The following is a 20,001-nucleotide window of genomic DNA, read 5'->3' as shown; positions in this document are numbered from 1 at the left end:
CGCCTGGCGGGGCCCCCTTCGCGTGTGGCTCAGCTCGGTTGCGGTTCGAAGTCCCAGAGGGGGCGGGTGCGGGTGCGGGCGGCGCGGGTTCGGGGGTGCTCGTCGCCCAGGTCGTCGGCGAGGTCGGAGACAGCCTTCCGCTCCAGCGCCTCAGCGTCCGCCCGCCTGCCCAGCGCCCGCCAGTCGGCGGCCACGGCGATCGCTGTGGAGAGGGCCAGGGGATGGAAGCGGCCCAACGTCTTCACGGCCCGTGCGGCCGTGTCATGGCTCAGCGCCGCCGCGCCTTCCGGATCACTGTCGAGGCCGCGCAGGGCCGAGACGTTGAGGGCGCAGCCAAGTGTCCAGGGGTGGTCACGGCCCACCGTCTCGGTCATCCGGGTGAGTGCGTCGGCACCGAGGCGGAGGGCCTCCGCGTGCGCGCCGGTCGCGCTCAGCGCCAGGCTGAGGTTGCCGAGGGCACCGGCCGTGAAGGGATGGTCGTCGCCGTAGGCCGTCCGGTACGCGTCCACGAGGTCCCGGGCGTTCTCCGACGCGGCGCGGACGTCGCCCTCAGCACGGTCGTAGCAACTGAGGTCCATGGCCACGGCGAGGGTCTCGGGGTGGGTGGCGCCCAGGACGTCCTCGCAGAGGTGCAGCAGCGAGGTGAAGGGCGAGTCCTTGGTCTTCCGGCCCTGGTCGCGGTAGGCCCAGAGGGCGAGCTGCCGTTCCGCGCGCAGGGTGTGGGGGTGGTCAGGTCCCAGCAGGGCGACCAGATCCTGCAGGTTCGTCGTCAGGACCTCCCCCGCCGCCGCGTACTCACCCATCATGCGCAGGTCGATGGCGTACGAGGTGGTCTGCCGGAGCGTCACGGGATGCCGGGCTCCGAGCATCGAACGGCAGAGGTTGAGGGCGCGCCGGTCGACGTCCTTGGCGCCGTCGTACTCACCGGCCAGCCGCAGCGAGAAGGCGAGGCCGCTCGGCGCGTCCACGGCCACCTCGGAATCCTGGCCGAAGCGCCGCTCCGCCCGGGCGGCGGCCCCGCGGGCGATTCCCAGCGCCTCCCGGTACCTGCCGAGGCCCCGCAGATCGGCGGCGAGGCCGCAGACCGCGGCGAACGCTGCCTCGCTCGTCTCCGTTCCCAGCTCCTTGACGACCTCCCGGTCGAGGCCAGCGGCCCGCCGGTGATCGCCCACCGCGCGGAGCAGGGCCGCGTGCCGCAGCGACAGCTCCCGTGCGTCGGGGGCGGGCCAGTGCCGCGCGGCGGGCACGGCAGCCTTCGCCAGCCGGACCCCGTCGCCGTACCGGCCCGCCATCCGGAGGTACGTCAGAGAGTCGAGCACCAGGTGCCGTGCCCCGGGCTCGGCGCTGCTCAGGACGCCGGTACCGGCCAGGTGCGGGACGATCTCGGCGTACCGGCGCCAGCGGGCCGGGTCCGAGGGCCGGCCGGGGTGACTCGCCAGCACGGCCTGCCGGGCGACCTCCGCGCAGGCGCGCTTGTCCTCGGGGGACAGGCGGGCGAGGGCCAGCCGCCGGACCACCGGAGGGATCCGCAGGCTCTCTCCCGCGCCCTCGGCCGTGTCGGGCTCCACGGAGGCGAGGCCGTACCGGTCCAACTGCACCAGCGCCCGGTCGTACCGCTCGGAGTCGTCCAGCACCTTCTCCAGCAGCCACCTCGGGAGTGAGCCCGCCGAGAAGGCCGCGAAGACGCCCAGCAACGGCAGGGAACCGGGGATGTGGTGGAAGAGGTCGTCGTAGACCCTCGTTACCGGATCCGGGTCGTCGGGGGAGGAACCGGTCGCGTGCTGGGCGGTGTTCTCGAGGAGCGACAGGTACTCCACCACGCTGAGGCCGGTGTCCGTAAGCGAGCGGGCTGACTGGTCCAGCGCCAGCGGGAGGTCCCCCATCGCCTCCGCGAGCTGGTCGGCGTCCGTCTCCGACAGCCCGAGGACGCGGCTCATCAGGAAGGCGACCGAATCCTGCCGCTCGAACACCGGTAGCGGGACGAGCGCGCCGCCGTCGATGCCCCACCAGGAGTCGCGGGAGGTGATGAGGACATGGCGGCCAGCGGCGTGGAACCCCCCGACACTCACCGGTTCGTCCGCCCCGTCCACGACCACCAGCCAGCGCCCGCCCTCCCCGGCCAACCGCTGCTGGAACTCGGTCCACGATTCGGCGGGCACCCACCACACCGCGTCGTACTCGGCCTGGAAACGGTGCAGGTACTCGATGGCAAGCTCGGTCTTGCCCACTCCTGGCATCCCGCACACGGTGACCAGGCCCCGCTCCCGCAGGCCCGCACGGACCGCGGACAGGGCGGACGCGCGCCCCGTGAAGAGTGCGTTGCGTTGCGGCGCGTCGCGCAGGACATCAGCTTCCCGGGTTCCTCGGCCACCGACGTCCGGAAGGCCGAGCCGGGCCAGCAGCTCCCGTTCGAGCGCGTCGACGGTGACGTCACGCCCGTCCACCGCGGCCAGCCCGACGGCTACCCGAGGCAGCGGTCCGGCACCGACGTGGACGGCGGCGAAGCGGGCGTTGCCCCGCGCGGTGAGCTGGCTGAACGCTGCCCGCCACTCCTCGTCCGGGTGACGGCTCACCCGGAAGCAGGACGCACTCAGTACGAGGATGACACGGGCTGTCGTGACCAGCGGGACCCGCAGTTGCGCGGTCAGTGAAATGTCGGACCGCGGGTTCAACGCCTGCCGGGTGACGCGCAAGCCACGTTCCAGCAGGCGCTGCCTGATCGCCGCCGCGATGTCCGTGTCGGCCGGGGAGTGCAGCACCGCGATGTCAGCCTGGTCCGCGACATCCGCCCACTGACGGGTCAGGGTGTCCAGCACGGAGGGCCCGTCGACGACCTCGGGCTCGCGTTCCTCCGCGTCCGCCGCCTGCGCACGCGCCACCTCCGCGTGTCTCCGCTCCTCCTCCGCCCGCAGTCGCTCCACCTCCGCGCGCAGGAGCTCCAACTCCCGTTCCTGCCGCTCCCGCGCCTGCTGTGCCCGCTGCTCCTCGTGTCGTTCCTCGGCGGCGGCGGCCTCGTCCGCGGCGAGCAGTTCCTGTTCCAGTTCCGCGCAGCGTTGCTCGGCCCGCGCAACACGCCGCTCGGCCACCTCCAGCGCCGTTTCCAGGTCGGCGACCCGCTGGCGCAGCGCGTCGCGCTCGTCGCCGACCCGGTGTTGCTCCGCGCGCAACACCTCCAACTGGACCTCGGTGGCGCCGTGCGCCGCGACGGCCTGGGCGAGTTCCTGCCGCTCGGCCTCCAGACCGGCGGCGCGCTCGCGTTCCGCGTGCAGGGCCACGGCCACCGCGTCGGCCTGGGTCCGCGCCACGTCCGCTTCCTGGAGGGCCGCGGCGAGCTTGTCCTCCAGGTCCTGGATGTGCCACGCGCGCGTGTCGGTGGCTTTCAGCGCCGCGCGTTGGAGGCTGGTCAGGCGTCGGCGGGCCTCGGGGGACATCGGGCGGCCGAGTCTGCTGCCGAGGTCCTCCATCAGGCCGGTGACGAAGTGGTCCGGAGCGACCGTCTCGCCGCTGAGGTAGCGGCTGACGCTGCTCGCGCTGTAGCTGCGCCTGGCCGCGTAACCGCGTACGGAGATCCGCAGCTCCACGAAGCACCGCCGCAGCGCTACGGCGAGCTGGCGCCGCTCACCCGGCAGGTCCTCCGCGAGGGGGGAGAGGCGTATCCCTACGGCGACGGCCCGCACGTCTTCCTCATAGGAGACCAGTTCCCCGGTGACCACCTCGTCCATCTCGTCCGGCTCGCGCGCCTCGCCGGTGTCGTCCCTGCCGGGTCGTTCGTCCACGCGTGCTCTCCCCCGCCGTGCCGCAGCCGTGTCCCACAGCATCCGCAACACGTAGAGCTTGGCGCAACGCCTCCTGACAAACAGAGAGTTGGGGCAATCGAGACACCGATCACCCCAGGGGGCGACCATGCATCGCAAGCACACTCTCAAGGCGGCGCTCACGCTGCTGGGCGCGGCCGTGTCGGGTGCCGTCCGGGCCGTCGTCGCGTGGTTCCTGGACGACGGGGCGGGCGGGGCCTGACACCGGGCGGGGGCTGGCGGGCGCGGTGCCTATCCTGGGGGTATCGCGTTCCGGCAGCCCCGGCTGTCACCATCCCGACGGAGAGCACGTTGTACTTCACCGACCGAGGCATCGAGGAACTGGAGAAGCGGCGCGGCGAGGAAGAGGTCACCTTCGAGTGGCTCGCCGAGCAGTTGCGTACGTTCGTCGATCTCAACCCTGACTTCGAGGTGCCGGTGGAGCGGCTGGCGACCTGGCTGGCACGGCTGGACGACGAGGACGACGAGTAGGCGAGTCAGCGAGTAGGCGCGTAGCGCGTTCAGTCGCGTGTGGGGGCGTGGGCCGTCGACACGCGACTCAACGCGAGGGCAATTTGTCCGCGTTTGCGCCGGTAGATGGCCGTCGCGGAGCTGGCCAGGGTCAACTTCACCCCCTCCGCCCGTCACCGAAACGAGTGTCTTGACTTCCCCTCGCCACGATATATCGTGAATGACACGAGACGCGATATGGCGCGTTGCGTCGCCCGTGGAGGTCGGAGGTCTTCACCATGTCCGAGTGGTCCGTCAGCGAGCCCAGCAAGCTCACCTTCGACGCACCCGTGAGCGAGCTCCACGTACGCATCGTCAACGGAACGGTGAACGTGGTGGGCACGGAAGAAGGTTCCCCCCGTCTGGAGGTCTCCGAGATCGACGGCCCGCCCCTGCTGGTCACCCAGCGGGACGGCGTCCTGACGGTGGCGTACGAGGACCTGCCCTGGAAGGGCTTCCTCAAATGGCTCGACCGCAAGGGCTGGCGGCGCAGTGCCGTCGTCTCGCTCGCCGTCCCGGCGCGCACCCGCGTCGAGGTGGGCGTGGTCGGCGCCGCCGCGGTCGTCTCCGGGATCGAGGGCCGGGCGGACGTGAAGGGCGTCTCCGGCGACACCACCCTGGTCGGCCTCGCCGGACCGGTGCGGGCGGACACGGTGTCCGGGAGCCTGGAGGCCCAGGCGCTCACCGGGGACCTGCGGTTCAACTCCGTCTCCGGGGACCTGACCGTCGTCGAGGCGGGCTCCTCAGTGCGGGCCGACTCGGTGAGCGGCTCGATGATCATCGACCTCGACCCCACCAGCCGCCCCACCGACATCACCCTCAACAACGTCTCCGGCGAGATCGCCATCCGCCTCCCCCACCCGGCCGACACCAAGGTGGAGGCGAACACGGCGAGCGGGTCGGTCTCCAACGCCTTCGAGGACCTCCGGGTCAACGGCCAGTGGGGCGCCAAGCGCATCACCGGCCGCCTGGGCGCGGGCAACGGCAGGCTGAAGGCCACCACCGTCTCCGGTTCCATCGCCCTGCTGCGCCGCCCGCAGTCGGACGAGGGGGTGTGGGACGTGGAGTCGGAGGACGGTCCACGGCACGACCCGGGGGAGAATTCCGCTGCCGCCGCGGGCGAGGGCACCCCCTCGACCAGCGACCCGGCCGACGGTACGACCGACAAGAAGGTGCTCTGACATGGCCCCCGTCTTCGCGCACGGCCGCCTGCGGCTCTATCTGCTGAAGCTGCTGGACGAAGCCCCGCGCCACGGCTACGAGGTGATCCGCCTCCTGGAGGAACGCTTCCAGGGGCTGTACGCCCCCTCGGCGGGCACGGTCTACCCCCGGCTCGCCAAGCTGGAGGCCGAGGGCCTGGTCACCCACACCACGGAGGGCGGCCGCAAGGTCTACGCCATCACGGACGCGGGCCGCGCCGAGCTGTCCGACCGCAGCGGTGAACTGGCCGACCTGGAGCTGGAGATCCGCGAGTCCGTCGCGGAACTCGCCGCCGAGATCCGCGCCGACGTCCGGGGTGCCGCGGGCGACCTGCGCCGTGAGATGCGCGCCGCCGCGACCGCCGCCCGGCACACCGGCGCCACCGACGACGCCACGGACGCCTTCGGCGACAAGGAGGCGTGGCGCACCGCCAAGGAGGAGATGCGCCGCGCCAAGCAGGAGTGGAAGGAGCAGGCCCGCCGCGCCAAGGACGAGAGCCGCCGCGCCCGCGAGGAGGCCCAGCGGGCCCGCCGTCAGGCGAAGGAGGCCCAGGAGCAGGCGCGCGTCCTGGCCCAGGAGGGCATCCAGCGCATCGCCCGCCGGGTCCAGGAGCAGGTGCAGGACCACTTCGCGCGCGGCGACTGGCCGACGGGCGTACGGGAGGGCCTGACGGAGCTGGCCAAGGAGTTCGGCGAGTTCGGCCTGGACTTCGGCAAGGAGTTCGGCAAGGACCTGGGCCGTGACTTCGGCTTCGGCCGCGCCGGTGCTGCCCAGGCCAACCAGGCCAACCAGGCCAACCAGGAGCCGGAGTTCTCCCAGACCCCGGAGGACTTCCCGGCCCACTACCAGCCCTCCTGGGCCCACGAGGACCCCTCCACCGGCGACCCGGCCCGCGATCTGGACCGCCTGCTCGACCGCTTCCGGGACGACATCCGCGACGCGGCCCGGGACCACGGCGTCACCCCCGACCAGCTCCGTGACGCCCGCCGCCATCTGTCGACGGCGGCGGCGCACATCGGGGCGCTGCTGCGCACGCCGAAGGCGTAGCGCCTTGGAGACAAGGGGAGGGCAGAGGGTGAGTGCTCAGCCCGCCTTCGCCTCCCCTCCCCCTCCGTACAGCACCCGGGACACCGACTCATACGTCACCCCGTGGTCGGCGAGCACCTCGGCCGCGAGTCCCGGGAGGGCCGTCAGGGCGAGGAGCAGGTGCTCGTCACCGATATGGCGGTCGCCGTGGGCCAGCGCCATCCGCAGGGAGTTCTCCAGCACCTTCTTGGCCCCGCGGCTGAAGGGCCGGTGCCCTCCCCGCCAGCCCTTCCCCCCGGCCACGGGCTCACCCGCCGCGGGGTCGCCCGCCGCGGGGTCGCCCGCCATCGCGCCGACGCCGTGCGTCTCCTCCACCCGGGACACGATCGCCGACACGTCGATGCCCAGCCCGGCCAGCGCCTCGGTGTCGGCCTGCGACAGCCCGGCCCGGCGCCGCGCCTCGGCCAGCGCCCGCGCCACCCGCTCCCGGCGCTCGGACAGCCCGAGGGAGGCCAGGGCGAAGGACGCCCGGCTCGCCTCCCGGTCCAGGAGGGCGAGCAGCAGGTGCTCGGGCTCCACGGTCCGTGCGCCCGTCCGTGCGCAGTGCTCGACCGCCCCCTTCACCACCGCACGGGCGTCCTTGGTGAACCGTTCGAACATCATCGCCTCCCGTACTTCTTGTGCACGGCCTGCCTGCTCACGCCCAGCTCCGCGGCGATCTCCTGCCACGACCAGCCCTGATTGCGCGCACTGCGCACCTGCACGGCTTCCAGTTGCTCCAGCAGCCTCCGCAGCGCGGCGACGGCACGGAGTCCGACCCGGGGGTCCCGGTCACCCGCGCGCTCGGCGAGATCCGTTGCTTCGGTCATGATGTCAACCTACGTTGACGCACGCCGCCCGTCAACCGAAGTTGACGCAGCAGGCGCGAAAAGCGGCCGGTCCGAAGAAGCCAGGACCGGCCGCTGTAGGCGCGGAGAAGAACTCAGGCGTTCGTCAGCACGATCTTCCCGAACTGCTCCCCCGCCGCCATCCGCTCGAAGCCGTCGCGCGCCCGTTCCATCGGCAGCACCTCGTCGATGACGGGCCGTACGCCGGTCGCGGCGCAGAAGGACAGCAGGTCCTCCAACTCGTCCTTGGTGCCCATCGTCGAACCGACGACCTTCAGCTCCAGGAAGAAGATCCGGGTCAGCTCGGCGTGCGAGGGCCGGTCGCCGCTGGTGGCACCGGAGATGACGAGCGTGCCGCCGGGTCGCAGGGACTTCACGGAGTGCGACCAGGTGGCCGCGCCCACCGTCTCGATCACGGCGTCCACCCGCTGCGGCAGCCGCGCCCCCGACTCCACCGCCTCCACGGCCCCCAGCTCCAGCGCCCGCTTGCGCTTGGCCTCGTCCCGACTGGTGGCGAAGACCCGCAGCCCCGCCGCCTTGCCGAGCACGATGGCCGCCGTGGCGACCCCGCCCCCGGCGCCCTGCACCAGCACGGAGTCCCCGGGCCGCACCCCGGCGTTGGTGAACAGCATCCGGTACGCCGTCAGCCAGGCCGTCGGCAGACAGGCGGCCTCCTCGAAGGACAGTTCCTTCGGCTTCGGCAGCACGTTCCACGTGGGTACGGCGACCTTCTCGGCGAAGGTCCCCTGGTAGCGCTCGGTCAGGATCGAGCGCGGCTCCCTGGGGCCGACGCCGTGACCGGTCTGCCCGATGACGGAGTGCAGGACGACCTCGTTGCCGTCCTCGTCGATCCCGGCGGCGTCACAGCCGAGGATCATCGGCAGCCGGTCCTCGGGCAGACCGACGCCGCGCAGGGACCAGAGGTCGTGGTGGTTGAGGGAGGCGGCACGGACGTCGACGGTGCTCCAGCCGGGCCGGGCCTCGGGGGCCGGACGCTCCCCCAACTCAAGTCCGTTCAGCGGCTGGTCACGGTCGATACGGGCGGCGTAGACGGCGAACATGCCCCCGACCCTAGGCGCAGCAGTCACCCGGCGAAACCGCTCCCGCCTGTGACACACACCCTCTTGCATGACGCCGCGACGCCGGTACGGGCAGCATCCCCAGGGGCGCGGGGAACCGCGCGACAAGCCACCCACCACCCGCACCCGCCACCCGCACCCGCCACCCGCACCCGCTACCCGCACCCGCTACCCGCACCCGCTACCCGCCGTACGACCGGATCCACCCAGTCGGCCCAGCGCCCAGAAAGACGGCCCCGCCCCCAAAGGAGGGCGGGGCCGTCAACGGGCTCTCAGCGCCGCGCAACGCCCTCGGCTCGCGCCGCCGCCGCCACCGCCGCCGTAACCGCCGGGGCGACCCGCTCGTCAAAGGGCGAGGGGATGACGTAGTCAGCCGCGAGGTCGTCCCCGACGACCCCCGCCAACGCCTCCGCCGCCGCGATCTTCATGCCCTCGGTGATCCGGGAGGCCCGCACCTGGAGCGCGCCCGCGAAGATGCCCGGGAACGCCAGCACGTTGTTGATCTGGTTGGGGAAGTCCGACCGCCCGGTGGCCACCACCGCCGCGTACTTGTGCGCGACGTCGGGGTGCACCTCGGGGTTCGGGTTGGCCATGGCGAACACGAACGCGCCCTCGGCCATGGAGGCGACCGCCGCCTCCGGGACCGTACCGCCGGAGACGCCGATGAACACGTCGGCACCCGCGAGGGCGTCCTCCAGGGAGCCGGAGAGCCCGGCCTTGTTGGTGAACCCGGCGAGTTCCCGCTTGACCGGCGTGAGGTCGTCGCGGTCGGCGGAGACGACGCCCTTGCGGTCGGTGACCGCCACGTCCCCGATCCCGGCCTCGACGAGCATCCGCGCGATGGCGACCCCGGCCGCGCCCGCGCCGGAGATGACGGCGCGCAGGTCACCGACGGCCCGGCCGCTGAGCCGGGCGGCGTTGCGCAGCGCGGCGAGGGTGACCACGGCGGTGCCGTGCTGGTCGTCGTGGAAGACCGGGATGTCCAGCTCCTCCTGGAGCCGACGCTCGACCTCGAAGCACCGCGGCGCCGAGATGTCCTCCAGGTTCACACCGCCGAAGGAGGGCGCGAGGCGCACCACCGTCTCGACGATCTCGTCCACGTCGGTGCAGTTCAGCGCGATCGGGACGGCGTCCACGCCGCCGAACTGCTTGAAGAGGATGGCCTTGCCCTCCATCACCGGGAGGGACGCCTCGGGCCCGATGTCCCCGAGGCCGAGCACCGCCGTACCGTCCGTCACGACGGCGACGACGGATGACTTCCACGTGTAGTCGTGGACCAGCTCCGGCTGCTCGGCGATCGCGGTGCACACTTTCGCGACGCCGGGCGTGTACGCCAGGGACAGGTCGTCCTTGTCGCGGACCGGCACGGTGGCCTGCACGGCCATCTTGCCGCCGCGGTGCAGAGCGAACGCCGGGTCGAAGGAATCGAGGGGCTCGGCCCCGCCGTCCTGGTCCGTACTGGCGTCGCTGTCGCTGCGAGGATTGACGATCTCCGCTGCCACTTCGTTTTACCCCTTAAATGTTTATAGGTTGAGGGTGAGCCACTCCTGGTGAGGGGTGGGCGGGCACCGCGTACTCCCTGGCCTCCGGCACGTTCGGGGGCCTGACGGGTATTACGCGACGGGCGCGCCGCACACGCGCCCTGAGCCCCGGATGAGGGGTGTAAAGAACCTTCTTACCGGACGCACGTCGGCTTGGACGAGCCCATAACGCGAAGGTCACACGCCGGTGGCATGACTCTTCCCACGAAATCAGGACAAGGACTGGACAAACCCTTGACTAGCGCTCAAGCCGGATGAAAGGCCGATGATCGATCATCCATATCGTGAGATATGCCGAAGATCTTCCGGTGGGAGATGGGGAAGCCCGCAGATGGTCCGGTCGTGATGTACCGGATAGTGCGGTTCGGGGGTGTCCCGTTATCCGATTTTGACATAGCCGGTCACCTGAATGGTTCCGTCCGAATGGCAAGATGCGGTCATCACACAAGGTCGCGACACTCGAAGGCGTGTGTTCTCGTCGACCGAGACCCAGACCATCGGCAACTCCACCCATCCGCCGGAGGAACCCACCATGACCGCAAGCACCACCCGTCGTACGACCGCCAAGCGCTCCCGGCTGGCAGCGGTCGGCTCGATCGCGGTCGCAGGCGCCCTGCTTCTCACCGGCTGCGGTGACCAGACCGAGGGCGGCGGCTCGGACGAGGGCAACGAGACCGCGAGCCAGAGCCAGAGCGCGGCCCCGCTGGCCGACAAGCTCCCGCAGGCCATCCGCGACAAGGGCGTCATCAAGGTCGGCTCCGACATCGCCTACGCCCCGGTCGAGTTCAAGGACGACTCCGGCAAGACCGTCGGCATCGACCCCGACCTGGCCGACGCGCTGGGCAAGCAGCTCGGCGTGAAGTTCGAGTTCGAGAACGGCACCTTCGACACCCTGCTCACCGGTCTGCGCTCCAACCGGTACGACATCGCCATGTCCGCGATGACCGACACCAAGGAGCGCCAGGAGGGCATCGACTCCGAGACCGGCAAGAAGGTCGGTGAGGGCGTCGACTTCGTCGACTACTTCACCGCCGGTGTCTCGATCTACACCAAGAAGGGCGACGACCAGGGCATCAAGACCTGGTCCGACCTGTGCGGCAAGAAGCTCGTGGTGCAGCGCGGCACGGTCTCCGAGGACCTCGCCAAGGACGAGGCCAAGAAGTGCACCGGCGGCAAGAAGATCTCCATCGAGTCCTTCGACAACGACCAGCAGGCCCAGACCCGCCTGCGCGCGGGCGGCGCCGACGCCGGTTCCTCGGACTTCCCGGTCGCCGCGTACGCCGTGAAGACCTCCGGCGGCGGCAACGACTTCCAGCTCGTCGGCGAGCAGGTCGAGGCCGCGCCGTACGGCATCGCGGTCGCCAAGGACGACACCGAGCTGCGCGACGCCATCAAGGCCGCGATGGACGCGATCATCGCCAGCGGCGAGTACACCAAGGTCCTGGAGAAGTGGGGCGTCACCGAGGGCGCCGTGGACGAGGCCGTCGTCAACGGCGGCAAGTGATCGCTCGGCACACCCGGCCAGCGGCCACTGAAAGGCAACACCCGTGACTGTTGACATCGACAAGACGACGGGTCCGGCCGACACTCCCCCGGCCGGACCGGAGGCCATCAAGGCCATCCCGGTCCGGCACTACGGGCGCTACGTGTCCGCCGTCGTCGTGCTCGCCCTGCTGGGCGCCGTCATCTACGCGTTCTCCCAGGGCCGGATCAACTGGGGCGCGATCCCGGACTACTTCTTCAACGACCGCGTCCTCAGCGGCGTCGGCAAGACGCTGCTGATCACGGTCCTCGCCATGCTGATCGGCGTGGTGGGCGGCATCCTGCTCGCGGTGATGCGGCTCTCGAAGAACCCGGTGACCAGCGCGATCGCCTGGTTCTACATCTGGTTCTTCCGCGGTACGCCGGTGCTGGTGCAGCTCGTGGTCTGGTTCAACCTGGGCCTGGTCTTCGAGTACATCAACCTCGGACCGGTCTACAAGGACGAGTGGTCGCAGTTCATGACCCCGTTCCTGACGGCGCTGCTCGGCCTCGGTCTGAACGAGGCCGCGTACATGGCGGAGATCTGCCGCGCCGGTCTGCTCTCGGTCGACGAGGGCCAGACCGAGGCGGCGCACGCGCTGGGCATGAGCCACTCCAAGACCCTGAGCAGGATCGTCGTACCCCAGGCGATGCGGGTGATCGTGCCGCCCACGGGCAACGAGGTCATCAACATGCTGAAGACGACCTCGCTGGTGTCGGTCGTCCAGTACTCCGAGCTGTTCCGGGTCGCCCAGGACATCGGCCAGACCTCCGGCGCCCCGGCGGAGATGCTGTTCCTCGCCGCCGCCTGGTACCTCGTCCTGACGTCGGTCTTCAGCGTCGGCCAGTACTACCTGGAGCGCTACTACGCCCGCGGCTCCACCCGCCAGTTGCCGCCCACCCCCTGGCAGAAGATCAGGAAGAACGTGCTCTCCCTGTCGAACCGGACCCAGTCGAGCCGGAAGGGAGCGGCGGCATGACCGAGACGAACAAGCGGGCCACCGTGCCGATGGTCAAGGCGGAGGGCGTCCACAAGTCTTTCGGCCCGGTCGAGGTCCTCAAGGGCATCGACCTGGAGGTGAGGACCGGCGAGGTGTTCTGCCTCATCGGCCCCTCGGGCTCAGGCAAGTCGACCTTCCTCAGGTGCATCAACCACCTGGAGAAGATCAACGCCGGACGGCTGTACGTCGACGGCGAGCTGGTCGGCTACCGCCAGAAGGGCGACAAGCTGTACGAGCTGAAGGACAGCGAGGTCGCGCTGAAGCGCCGGGACATCGGCATGGTCTTCCAGCGCTTCAACCTGTTCCCGCACATGACGGCCGTCGAGAACGTCATGGAGGCCCCGGTCCAGGTCAAGGGCGTCGGCCGCAACCAGGCCCGGGAGCGGGCGATGGAGCTGCTGGAGCGCGTCGGCCTCGGCGACAAGGCCCGCAACTACCCCTCGCAGCTCTCCGGCGGTCAGCAGCAGCGCGTCGCCATCGCGCGGGCGCTGGCCATGGACCCGAAGCTGATGCTCTTCGACGAGCCGACCTCGGCGCTCGACCCGGAGCTGGTCGGTGACGTCCTCGACGTCATGCGCGACCTCGCCGAGTCCGGGATGACGATGGTCGTCGTCACCCACGAGATGGGCTTCGCCCGCGAGGTGGGGGACAGCCTGGTCTTCATGGACGGCGGTGTCGTGGTCGAGTCCGGCCACCCGCGCGATGTCCTGACGGACCCGCAGCACGAGCGCACGAAGTCGTTCCTGTCGAAGGTCCTCTAGCTGCTAGCTGGGTCGAAGCTCCTGGAGCTGGTATGAACCTACGAAGGGGCGGTACGGATGTCCCGTACCGCCCCTTCGCCATGCGTACCCGGCTCACCTCAGGGCGAGCAGCAGGGTGTCCGCGGGCGAGCACCACACCGGCCGCACCTCCGCGAACCCCTGCTCGCGCAGGACGCGCGCGTGCCAGGCGGCGGGCGGCATCTCGCCGTCGGCGTGGGAGCCGTAGATCTCGAACCGTCGGGCGGTGGGCCCGGCGAGGACGGGGTCCGCGGCGGCCAGCTCCCACCACTGGTCCCAGTCGAGGGCGCCGTCGCGCACGGCACGCTCGCGGCGGGCGGCGCGCAGGGCGGACTCGGCGGCGTTGACGCGCGGGGTGGTGTCGTCGGGCATGTGGTCGGCGTTGAGGAAGACCCCGCCGGGCCGGACGAGCCCGGCGAGCCGCCCGTACAGCTCCGTCAGCGGCTCGCGGCGCAGCCAGTGCAGGGCGGTGGCGGTGACCACGGCGTCGTACGCGTCGTGCGGCAGCCGCGCGGTCCACTCCGGCTCGGTGAGGTCGGCCTCGACGAGGGTGACGCGGTCGTCGTCGGCGAAGGTGCCGCGGGCGATGGTGAGCAGCGCGGGGTCGAGGTCGACGCCGGTGCTGGTGGCGTGCGGGAACCGCCGGAGCAAGCGGGCGGTGATGCTGCCGGTCCCGCAGGCGAGGTCGAGGACGCGGGGCGCGGTGCCGACCAGCGCCTCCACCATGTCGAGCATGACCCGGAACCGCTCCTCACGGTCGGGCAGGTACCACTCCTGCTGCCGGTCCCAGCTCTCCTGCCAGGCGTTCCAGTCGGTGCCCCCGGTGGCACCCGGCCCGTCCGTCCGCAGATCCGTCATCGCCGCCCCCTTGTCCGAGTCACCGCGTCCGGGACACCGCACCCGGGGCCCGTCGCGTAATACCCTGGAAACACGATCAGCCATTACTCAACCGTACGCACGACCATAGACCACCCCCGTAAGGACCACAAGTGGAACTGGCCTATTACTCGGACTACGCCGTACGTCTGGTCAACAGCGAGGAGCCCACGCGCGGCAAGGACGCGCTGACCTCGGTCGAGGCCGTGCGCGACCTGTTCGGCGGCAACCAGTCAGCGGCCCGCCGCGCCACCGACGCGGACGTCACGCGGTTCCGCGCGGTACGGGCCAGGCTGCGCGCGGTCTTCGAGGCGGCGGACGAGGGCGACGAGACCCTCGCCGTGGACCTGCTCAACTCGCTCCTCCTGGAGTTCCCGGTCAGCCCGCAGATCTCGGGCCACGACTTCCGCGACGAGGACGGCCGCCCGCTGTGGCACATGCACCTGGCGGACCACCCGTCCAACGCGACCGCGGGCTACGCGGCCATCGCGGCGATGGGCCTGGCGTTCCACCTCACGGAGTACGGCGTGGACCGCCTCGGCCTGTGCGAGGCGGCGCCGTGCCGCAACGCCTACCTGGACACCTCCACCAACCGCTCGCGCCGCTACTGCTCCGACCGTTGCGCCACCCGGGCGAACGTGGCCGCCTACCGGGCCCGCAAGCGCCTGGAGGCCGACCGCTCGGAGAAGACGGGCCTGGCGGCCGACAGCGCCCAGCGCAGCACGGCCAGCGGCGAGCGCTGACCCGGCTTGAGCGGCCGGAACCGCAGCCACACCCGCCCCAGCACCAGCTCGTCGGGGACGGCGCCGTAATCCGTGCTGTCCCCTCCGGCGTACGGGTTGTCGGCCAGCACCCACCACCCGCTCTCCCGCCGCTCGGCGACCCGCTTGACGACGAGCAGATCCTGCTGGAACGGATGCCGCAGCACGATGACGTCCCCCGGCCGGATCCGGGCCCGGTGCCGCAGCACCAACCGGTCCCCGTGGTACAGCGTCGGCACCATCGACGGCCCCGTCACCTCGGCCAGCCCGAACGGCGGGACGCCCCTGCCCCGCTCGCCCTCCTGCGACAACTCCGGCATCCCGGCACCTCCCCGGTCGGATCCTCCACCAGTCTCAGTCTCACCCCGGACTTTTGTCCTAAGCCCAAGGGGGCACCCGCGAAATCCCGTGCCCCAGGGAGTAATGTCCCACCTGAGAAGACGATCACGAGGAAGGAATGCTTCATGCTTTCCCGCCTGTTTGCCCCCACGGTCAAGGTCAGCGCACACTGCGACCTGCCCTGCGGTGTGTACGACCCGGCCCAGGCCCGCATCGAGGCGGAGTCGGTGAAGGCCATCCAGGAGAAGATGGCCGGCAACGACGACCCGCACTTCCAGGCTCGTGCCACCACCATCAAGGAGCAGCGCGCCGAGCTGGCCAAGCACCACGTCTCGGTGCTCTGGAGCGACTACTTCAAGCCCCCGCACTTCGAGAAGTACCCCGAGCTGCACCAGTTGGTCAACGACACCCTGAAGGCCCTCTCGGCCGCCAAGGGCTCGACCGACCCGGCGACGGGCCAGAAGGCGCTGGACTACATCGCCCAGATCGACAAGATCTTCTGGGAGACCAAGAAGGCCTGACCCGGCCCTCCCCCGCTCCCCGACCGCACCCGGCCCGCTGGCCGCCGTCGACGACGGTGGCCGTGACGGTCCGGGTGCGGTCGTGTCTCATGAGGTCTGGGCCATGCTGACCGTATAGACGAAGCCCTGGCGAGAGACCGCGTAGAGATGGTCTCGGGTGGCCATGACAGGGGATGGGCGCCATGCGTCGGTCGAGTATCCCTCGTGCTTGGGAAGGTGGGCCCAGAGCCGTTCTCCGCTGTTGGCGTCCAGGGCCACCACGCTGCCGAATCCCGTGGCCAGGTAGATGTGGTCGCCTCTCCGCGCGTCCCAGGAGGAGGGCGCCGCGGACCGCGTTCAGGCAGTGACTCACCCTCAGTCCGGCTACCGAGGCGAACAGTTCGTCTCGGCCTGCCTTCGGGCTGTGGACCAAGGTCGCCGACAGAGAAGGAGCAGGGAGAGGGGCATCCTCGCGCGCGGCGCGGTCCGCGCCCGGCGGTGATGCCGTCCAGGCGTCCCAGGGGGGAGCGCCGCCGCCCCTTCCTCCCCCACTGGTGGCGCGCCAGTTGGCTGCGCAGGTCGTCCCGCAGCCGCCGCGCCGTGCCCTGGTCAGCCGCCCGCGCGGGTTCTCCGGAACGTCAGTCGCAATCGTTCTCGGCGCTCAGCTCAGGGTTTTCCCGTGGTTCCCGCGGGGGGTTCGGTCCGCTGTGGCCCCTCCGGCGGAGGGGGATGCTCCCCTTCGGGCTCGGCGTGCTGTTCCGGGTACGCCGCGCAGTCGGGGTTCCGGCACGGGCCCGCGACCCACGTGGGGACCCAGGCGCCCAGTGTCTTGTGCCGCTTGACCACGGTGTCGACGGGCTGTCCGCAGACGGGACAGACGTCGTGTTCGCTGCCCATGACCCCAGCGTAGGGCGGGCCGGGGCTCAGCGCTTCCGGTCGTACGCGCGGATCACCACGCCGTTGCCGAAGGCGCGCACCGAGGTCAGGCGGAAGTCGGTGACGGCGAAGGCGGCGCCGCCGAACATCGGCATCCCGGAGCCGTACACCTGCGGATAGCTCTTGATGACGAGTTCGTCGACCTCGTCCAGCAGCGCACCGGCGATCCCGGAGCCGCCGCAGAGGTAGATGTCCAGGGCGCTGTCCTCGGCCTTCAGGGCGCGCACCCGGCCCACCAGGTCCTCGGCGATGATCTCGACGTCCGGGTCCGGGGACTCGGTGAGGGTGCGCGAGGCGACGTACTGACGCAGGTGGGCGTAGGGGCTGGTGATGCCGTCCTTGAGGGCCAGGTCGTAGCTGGCGCGGCCCTGGATGATCGTGTCGAAGCGGGTGTTCGGTGCGTCGTCGACGCCGAGTCCGCGGCGTGCCTGGGTCGGCAGGGTGTCGGCGTGCTCGGTGGCGAGGTGGCCGAGGTACTCCTCGTCCAGGTAGGTGAGCATCGACGTGGCGTCGCCCGCGGGGTCGCCGATGTAGCCGTCGAGCGAGCAGGCGACGAGGTAGGTGAGCTTTCGCAAGCTGGTCTCTTTCCGTAGGCTGCGGTCGTTCCGCGACCACTTCGGTTGTAGTAGCACTGCGCGTGTAGTGCTTCAGTTGTAGTACTTCGGGTGTAGTGGTGGCAAGAGGTTTGGAAGAGAGGGTTTCGTCATGGCGGGGAATCCTGAGCGCCGGGCGGCGCTCGTGGACGCGGGGATCGAGGTGCTCGCGCGGGACGGGGCCCGCGGGCTGACCTTCCGCGCGGTCGACACCGCGGCGGGGGTGCCGGTGGGCACCGCCTCGAACTACTTCGCCTCCCGCGACGACCTGCTGCGGCAGATCGACGCCCGGGTGCACCTGCGGCTCGCCCCCGACCCGGAGGCGCTCGCCGGGCTGATGAGCCTGCCGAGGGACCGGTCGCTGGTCACGGCCCTGATGCACGATCTGATGGCCCGCGCCGTCCGGGACCGCACCGGCCACCTGGCCCTGCTGGAGCTACGGCTGGAGGCCACCCGGCGGCCCGAACTGCGCGCCTCCTACACCGCGTCGGTGCGCGGGCAACTGGAGTACGGCATGGAGTTCCACCGGGACGCCGGGCTGCCCGGGGACGACACCACCGTCGCGGTGCTCTACCTCGCCATGCTCGGGCTGATCGTGGAGCACCTGACGCTGCCGGGGGTGCTGCACGGCGTACTGCCCGGGGCGAGCGTGCCCGAGGGGCTGGTGGAGCGGATCGTGGCGGCGGTGGTGCCGGAGGAGGAGCGGCGGCCCTGAGTTCAGGGCCGCCGGGGCTCGCGCCACATCGGCCACATCAGCGGGCCGTCGGGCAACCGCAGGGCGGCACCGTGCTGGGCGAAGCCGAGCCGCTCGTACAGGGCGCGGCTGCGCTCGCTGCTGGCCTCCAGGTAGGCGGGCAGGCCCTCGCGGTCGCAGCGCTCCAGGACCGAGGCGATGAGCGCGGTGCCCAGGCCCTGGCCCTGGCGGTGCGGGGAGACGCCGATCATCCACAGGTACTCGTGGGCGCGGCCGGCGGGGTGGATGTCGGCCGTCAGCTTGGCGATCAGCTCGACGCGTTCGTTGTCGGGGTCGATGGCGGCGCGGAGCTGGGCGGGGCCGTCGTCGTCCTCCGCGTGCGGCTCGGCGGGGGTCGGGAGCCAGAGGGCGCAGGCCGCGCCGTCGTCCGCGAGGTCGATCCGGCCGTCCGCCAGCACGATGTCGGTGAACGCGGCCATCAGCTTGTGGTGGTGCGTACGGCGGTACTCCGCGCCGGGGAAGACCCAGCCGCTGACCGGGTCGTCCTGGAAGGCCGCGTCCAGCAACCGGACGATCAGCTCCCGGTCGTCCGGCACCGCCGTGCGTATCGCCACACCCATGGTTCCGCCGCCTTTTCGCCGTCCACGCCAACCAACCACGTATTGACGGGAGTTGAGCCTAACGGGTGCGGAACTCCGTACGGCGAAGGGGTGGGCCCCGGCCGCACGGGGTCAGGGACCGCGCGACCGGGGCACCGGACTCGGCTGACTCGCCGAGGACTCAGCCGGTCTGCGGGGGACTCGGCTCGTACGCCGGGGACTCGGCTCGTACGCCGGGGACTCAGCTCGTACGCCGGGTCACGTACTCCGCGAGGGCCAGCAGACCGCCCGCCGACTCCGGGGACGGGACCGCGCGGGACAGCTCCTGCACCGCCCGCGCCATCCGGTCGGCCGCCTGGACCTGCGCCCAGTCACGACCGCCCGCCCGCTCCACGGCCAGCACCGTGCGCTCCAGGTCACCCTTGTCGTACGGCGCCTCGTACAGCTCGGCGAGTTCCTCGGCCGCCGGGGTGCCGGAGGCGAGGGCGGCGACGACCGGCAGGGTCTTCTTGCGGGCCGCGAGGTCCGCCCCGGCCGCCTTGCCCGTGCGGCCCGGGTCGCCCCACAGGCCGATCACGTCGTCGATGAGCTGGAAGGCGAGCCCGGACTCCCGCCCGAACGCGTCCAGCGCCGCCACCTCCCGCGGGGACGCGCCCGCGTAGAGCGCGCCGATCGCGCAGGCGCACCCGAGGAGCGCCCCCGTCTTGGCCTCGGCCATCGCGAGCACCTCGTCGAGGGTGACCTCGGCGGGCGGGCACCCTTCCAGCGCGGTGTCGGCCTGCTGACCGGCGCACAGCTCCACGACACAGGACGCGAGCCGGGCGGCGGCCTCCGTGGCCGCCGGGTGCGGGTCCTCGGCGAGCAGCCGCTGGGCCACCGCCTGGAGGGCGTCCCCGGCGAGGATGGCATCCGGGACGCCGAACACCGTCCACACGGTGGGCCGGTGTCTTCGGGTGGTGTCGCGGTCCATCACGTCGTCGTGCAGCAGGGTGAAGTTGTGGATCAGCTCCACCGCCGCGGCGGCGGGCACGGCCGCCGTGCGGGCCTCGGGTCCGCCGAGGGTGGCGGCGGCGGTCAGCACCAGGGCGGGCCGGACCGCCTTGCCCGGGTTGTCCGCCGCCGGGGTGCCGTCCGCCTGCTCCCAGCCGAAGTGGTAGCGGGCGATGCGGCGAAGGGGGGCGGGCAGCGACCCGACGGCCGTGCGCAGCTCGGGGTCGACGACCGCCCTGGTCTCCGCCAGGATCGCCGCCGCCTCCTGCGCGTCGGCCGGGGAGGCGCCGTCCGTGCTCTCGGTGGGGATGGGGATGGAGGGCCACCTTTCAGGGGCGTCGGCGCGCCCCACCGCGTGTTCCCGCCCGCCGCTGG

General features: G+C 71.5%; 19 protein-coding genes. 9 read left to right on the top strand and 10 right to left on the bottom strand.

From position 1 onward, the window contains the following. Positions 1 to 29 precede the first annotated feature (29 nt). Positions 30 to 3,776: an FxSxx-COOH system tetratricopeptide repeat protein gene (fxsT, locus tag ACFQZ6_RS24165; RefSeq protein ID WP_381612379.1), complete on the bottom strand. Its 3,747-nt coding sequence runs from the start codon at positions 3,774 to 3,776 to the stop codon at positions 30 to 32. Between the two features lie 330 nt (positions 3,777 to 4,106). Here fxsT and ACFQZ6_RS24160 point away from each other — a divergent pair, with 330 nt between their 5' ends. The 3 genes from ACFQZ6_RS24160 (at position 4,107) to ACFQZ6_RS24150 (ending at position 6,551) form a co-directional block, all read left to right on the top strand. After that, entirely contained in the window at positions 4,107 to 4,286 is a 180-nt protein-coding gene (locus tag ACFQZ6_RS24160) for a DUF6104 family protein (protein WP_003992906.1), read from the top strand. 257 nt (positions 4,287 to 4,543) lie between these two features. After that, positions 4,544 to 5,485, top strand: coding sequence for a DUF4097 family beta strand repeat-containing protein (locus tag ACFQZ6_RS24155; RefSeq protein WP_381612377.1), 942 nt, complete (start codon positions 4,544 to 4,546; stop codon positions 5,483 to 5,485). A gap of 1 nt (position 5,486) precedes the next feature. Next, positions 5,487 to 6,551 carry a PadR family transcriptional regulator gene (locus tag ACFQZ6_RS24150; protein WP_381612375.1) on the top strand — a complete coding sequence of 355 codons (1,065 nt, stop codon included), beginning with the start codon at positions 5,487 to 5,489 and terminating at the stop codon, positions 6,549 to 6,551. Between the two features lie 36 nt (positions 6,552 to 6,587). On the opposite strand, the gene ACFQZ6_RS24145 is transcribed toward ACFQZ6_RS24150, so the two are convergent. The 4 genes from ACFQZ6_RS24145 to ACFQZ6_RS24130 all read right to left on the bottom strand — a co-directional run bounded on the left by ACFQZ6_RS24145 (position 6,588) and on the right by ACFQZ6_RS24130 (position 9,998). Then, entirely contained in the window at positions 6,588 to 7,190 is a 603-nt protein-coding gene (locus ACFQZ6_RS24145) for a Clp protease N-terminal domain-containing protein (RefSeq protein ID WP_381618610.1), read from the bottom strand. After that, positions 7,190 to 7,399, bottom strand: a complete 210-nt coding sequence (locus ACFQZ6_RS24140) for a helix-turn-helix domain-containing protein (protein WP_003997975.1) — start codon at positions 7,397 to 7,399, stop codon at positions 7,190 to 7,192. Before ACFQZ6_RS24140 ends, ACFQZ6_RS24145 begins: the two co-directional genes overlap by 1 nt. 113 nt (positions 7,400 to 7,512) lie before the next feature. Further along, complete coding sequence (locus ACFQZ6_RS24135; protein WP_381612373.1) at positions 7,513 to 8,478, bottom strand: zinc-binding dehydrogenase; 966 nt, start codon at positions 8,476 to 8,478, stop codon at positions 7,513 to 7,515. A 290-nt stretch (positions 8,479 to 8,768) separates the two neighbouring features. Further along, entirely contained in the window at positions 8,769 to 9,998 is a 1,230-nt protein-coding gene (locus tag ACFQZ6_RS24130; RefSeq protein ID WP_381612371.1) for an NAD(P)-dependent malic enzyme, read from the bottom strand. Between the two features lie 571 nt (positions 9,999 to 10,569). On the opposite strand from ACFQZ6_RS24130, the gene ACFQZ6_RS24125 reads away from it, so the two are divergent. Genes ACFQZ6_RS24125 through ACFQZ6_RS24115 form a run of 3 tightly spaced genes read left to right on the top strand, consistent with a single transcriptional unit; the run spans position 10,570 to position 13,320 of the window. Then, entirely contained in the window at positions 10,570 to 11,541 is a 972-nt protein-coding gene (locus ACFQZ6_RS24125) for an ABC transporter substrate-binding protein (protein ID WP_381612369.1), read from the top strand. A gap of 43 nt (positions 11,542 to 11,584) precedes the next feature. Further along, complete coding sequence (locus ACFQZ6_RS24120) at positions 11,585 to 12,538, top strand: amino acid ABC transporter permease (protein ID WP_381612367.1); 954 nt, start codon at positions 11,585 to 11,587, stop codon at positions 12,536 to 12,538. 29 nt (positions 12,539 to 12,567) lie between these two features. Continuing rightward, positions 12,568 to 13,320 carry an amino acid ABC transporter ATP-binding protein gene (locus tag ACFQZ6_RS24115; protein ID WP_381618607.1) on the top strand — a complete coding sequence of 251 codons (753 nt, stop codon included), beginning with the start codon at positions 12,568 to 12,570 and terminating at the stop codon, positions 13,318 to 13,320. Between the two features lie 93 nt (positions 13,321 to 13,413). Here ACFQZ6_RS24115 and ACFQZ6_RS24110 read toward each other — a convergent pair whose 3' ends face one another. Next, the gene (locus ACFQZ6_RS24110; protein WP_381612365.1) at positions 13,414 to 14,196 is read right to left on the bottom strand and encodes a class I SAM-dependent methyltransferase; all 783 of its coding nucleotides are present in this window, start codon (positions 14,194 to 14,196) and stop codon (positions 13,414 to 13,416) included. 131 nt (positions 14,197 to 14,327) lie between these two features. Here ACFQZ6_RS24110 and ACFQZ6_RS24105 point away from each other — a divergent pair, with 131 nt between their 5' ends. Further along, entirely contained in the window at positions 14,328 to 14,957 is a 630-nt protein-coding gene (locus ACFQZ6_RS24105) for a CGNR zinc finger domain-containing protein (RefSeq protein ID WP_381612363.1), read from the top strand. Here ACFQZ6_RS24105 and sodX read toward each other — a convergent pair. Beyond that, the gene (gene sodX / locus ACFQZ6_RS24100) at positions 14,861 to 15,295 is read right to left on the bottom strand and encodes a nickel-type superoxide dismutase maturation protease (RefSeq protein WP_381612361.1); all 435 of its coding nucleotides are present in this window, start codon (positions 15,293 to 15,295) and stop codon (positions 14,861 to 14,863) included. The two genes, ACFQZ6_RS24105 and sodX, sit on opposite strands and share 97 nt — an antisense overlap. A gap of 144 nt (positions 15,296 to 15,439) precedes the next feature. Between sodX and sodN the strand changes: the two genes are divergently transcribed. Next, on the top strand, positions 15,440 to 15,835 hold the full coding sequence (gene sodN, locus ACFQZ6_RS24095; RefSeq protein ID WP_381612359.1) for a superoxide dismutase, Ni: 396 nt from the start codon (positions 15,440 to 15,442) through the stop codon (positions 15,833 to 15,835). 902 nt (positions 15,836 to 16,737) lie between these two features. On the opposite strand, the gene ACFQZ6_RS24085 is transcribed toward sodN, so the two are convergent. Continuing rightward, complete coding sequence (locus ACFQZ6_RS24085) at positions 16,738 to 17,325, bottom strand: dihydrofolate reductase family protein (RefSeq protein WP_381612358.1); 588 nt, start codon at positions 17,323 to 17,325, stop codon at positions 16,738 to 16,740. A gap of 130 nt (positions 17,326 to 17,455) precedes the next feature. Here ACFQZ6_RS24085 and ACFQZ6_RS24080 point away from each other — a divergent pair, with 130 nt between their 5' ends. Continuing rightward, complete coding sequence (locus tag ACFQZ6_RS24080) at positions 17,456 to 18,058, top strand: TetR/AcrR family transcriptional regulator (protein WP_381612356.1); 603 nt, start codon at positions 17,456 to 17,458, stop codon at positions 18,056 to 18,058. A 2-nt stretch (positions 18,059 to 18,060) separates the two neighbouring features. Here ACFQZ6_RS24080 and ACFQZ6_RS24075 read toward each other — a convergent pair whose 3' ends face one another. Then, positions 18,061 to 18,657 (bottom strand): GNAT family N-acetyltransferase, encoded by a 597-nt coding sequence (locus tag ACFQZ6_RS24075; RefSeq protein ID WP_381612354.1) that lies wholly within the window; start codon positions 18,655 to 18,657, stop codon positions 18,061 to 18,063. A gap of 220 nt (positions 18,658 to 18,877) precedes the next feature. Next, complete coding sequence (locus ACFQZ6_RS24070; RefSeq protein ID WP_381612352.1) at positions 18,878 to 19,978, bottom strand: family 2 encapsulin nanocompartment cargo protein polyprenyl transferase; 1,101 nt, start codon at positions 19,976 to 19,978, stop codon at positions 18,878 to 18,880. Between the last annotated feature and the right edge of the window lie 23 nt (positions 19,979 to 20,001).

It is taken from the genome of Streptomyces flavalbus (assembly GCF_042674625.1).
In the GTDB taxonomy this organism is placed as follows: Bacteria; Actinomycetota; Actinomycetes; order Streptomycetales; family Streptomycetaceae; genus Streptomyces; species Streptomyces flavalbus.
Note: the sequence above shows the minus strand (reverse complement) of the source record. Positions and strands in the feature narration are given on the sequence as shown.

Excerpts from the sequence above, each read along its gene's own strand:
- ACFQZ6_RS24125 (WP_381612369.1), top strand. The coding sequence starts at position 10,570 with ATGACCGCAAGCACCACCCGTCGTACGACCGCCAAGCGCTCCCGGCTG.
- sodX (WP_381612361.1), bottom strand. The coding sequence starts at position 15,295 with ATGCCGGAGTTGTCGCAGGAGGGCGAGCGGGGCAGGGGCGTCCCGCCG.
- ACFQZ6_RS24080 (WP_381612356.1), top strand. The coding sequence starts at position 17,456 with ATGGCGGGGAATCCTGAGCGCCGGGCGGCGCTCGTGGACGCGGGGATC.
- ACFQZ6_RS24155 (WP_381612377.1), top strand. The coding sequence starts at position 4,544 with ATGTCCGAGTGGTCCGTCAGCGAGCCCAGCAAGCTCACCTTCGACGCA.
- ACFQZ6_RS24075 (WP_381612354.1), bottom strand. The coding sequence starts at position 18,657 with ATGGGTGTGGCGATACGCACGGCGGTGCCGGACGACCGGGAGCTGATC.
- ACFQZ6_RS24145 (WP_381618610.1), bottom strand. The coding sequence starts at position 7,190 with ATGTTCGAACGGTTCACCAAGGACGCCCGTGCGGTGGTGAAGGGGGCG.
- ACFQZ6_RS24110 (WP_381612365.1), bottom strand. The coding sequence starts at position 14,196 with ATGACGGATCTGCGGACGGACGGGCCGGGTGCCACCGGGGGCACCGAC.
- ACFQZ6_RS24115 (WP_381618607.1), top strand. The coding sequence starts at position 12,568 with ATGGTCAAGGCGGAGGGCGTCCACAAGTCTTTCGGCCCGGTCGAGGTC.
- ACFQZ6_RS24140 (WP_003997975.1), bottom strand. The coding sequence starts at position 7,399 with ATGACCGAAGCAACGGATCTCGCCGAGCGCGCGGGTGACCGGGACCCC.
- ACFQZ6_RS24135 (WP_381612373.1), bottom strand. The coding sequence starts at position 8,478 with ATGTTCGCCGTCTACGCCGCCCGTATCGACCGTGACCAGCCGCTGAAC.
- sodN (WP_381612359.1), top strand. The coding sequence starts at position 15,440 with ATGCTTTCCCGCCTGTTTGCCCCCACGGTCAAGGTCAGCGCACACTGC.
- ACFQZ6_RS24150 (WP_381612375.1), top strand. The coding sequence starts at position 5,487 with ATGGCCCCCGTCTTCGCGCACGGCCGCCTGCGGCTCTATCTGCTGAAG.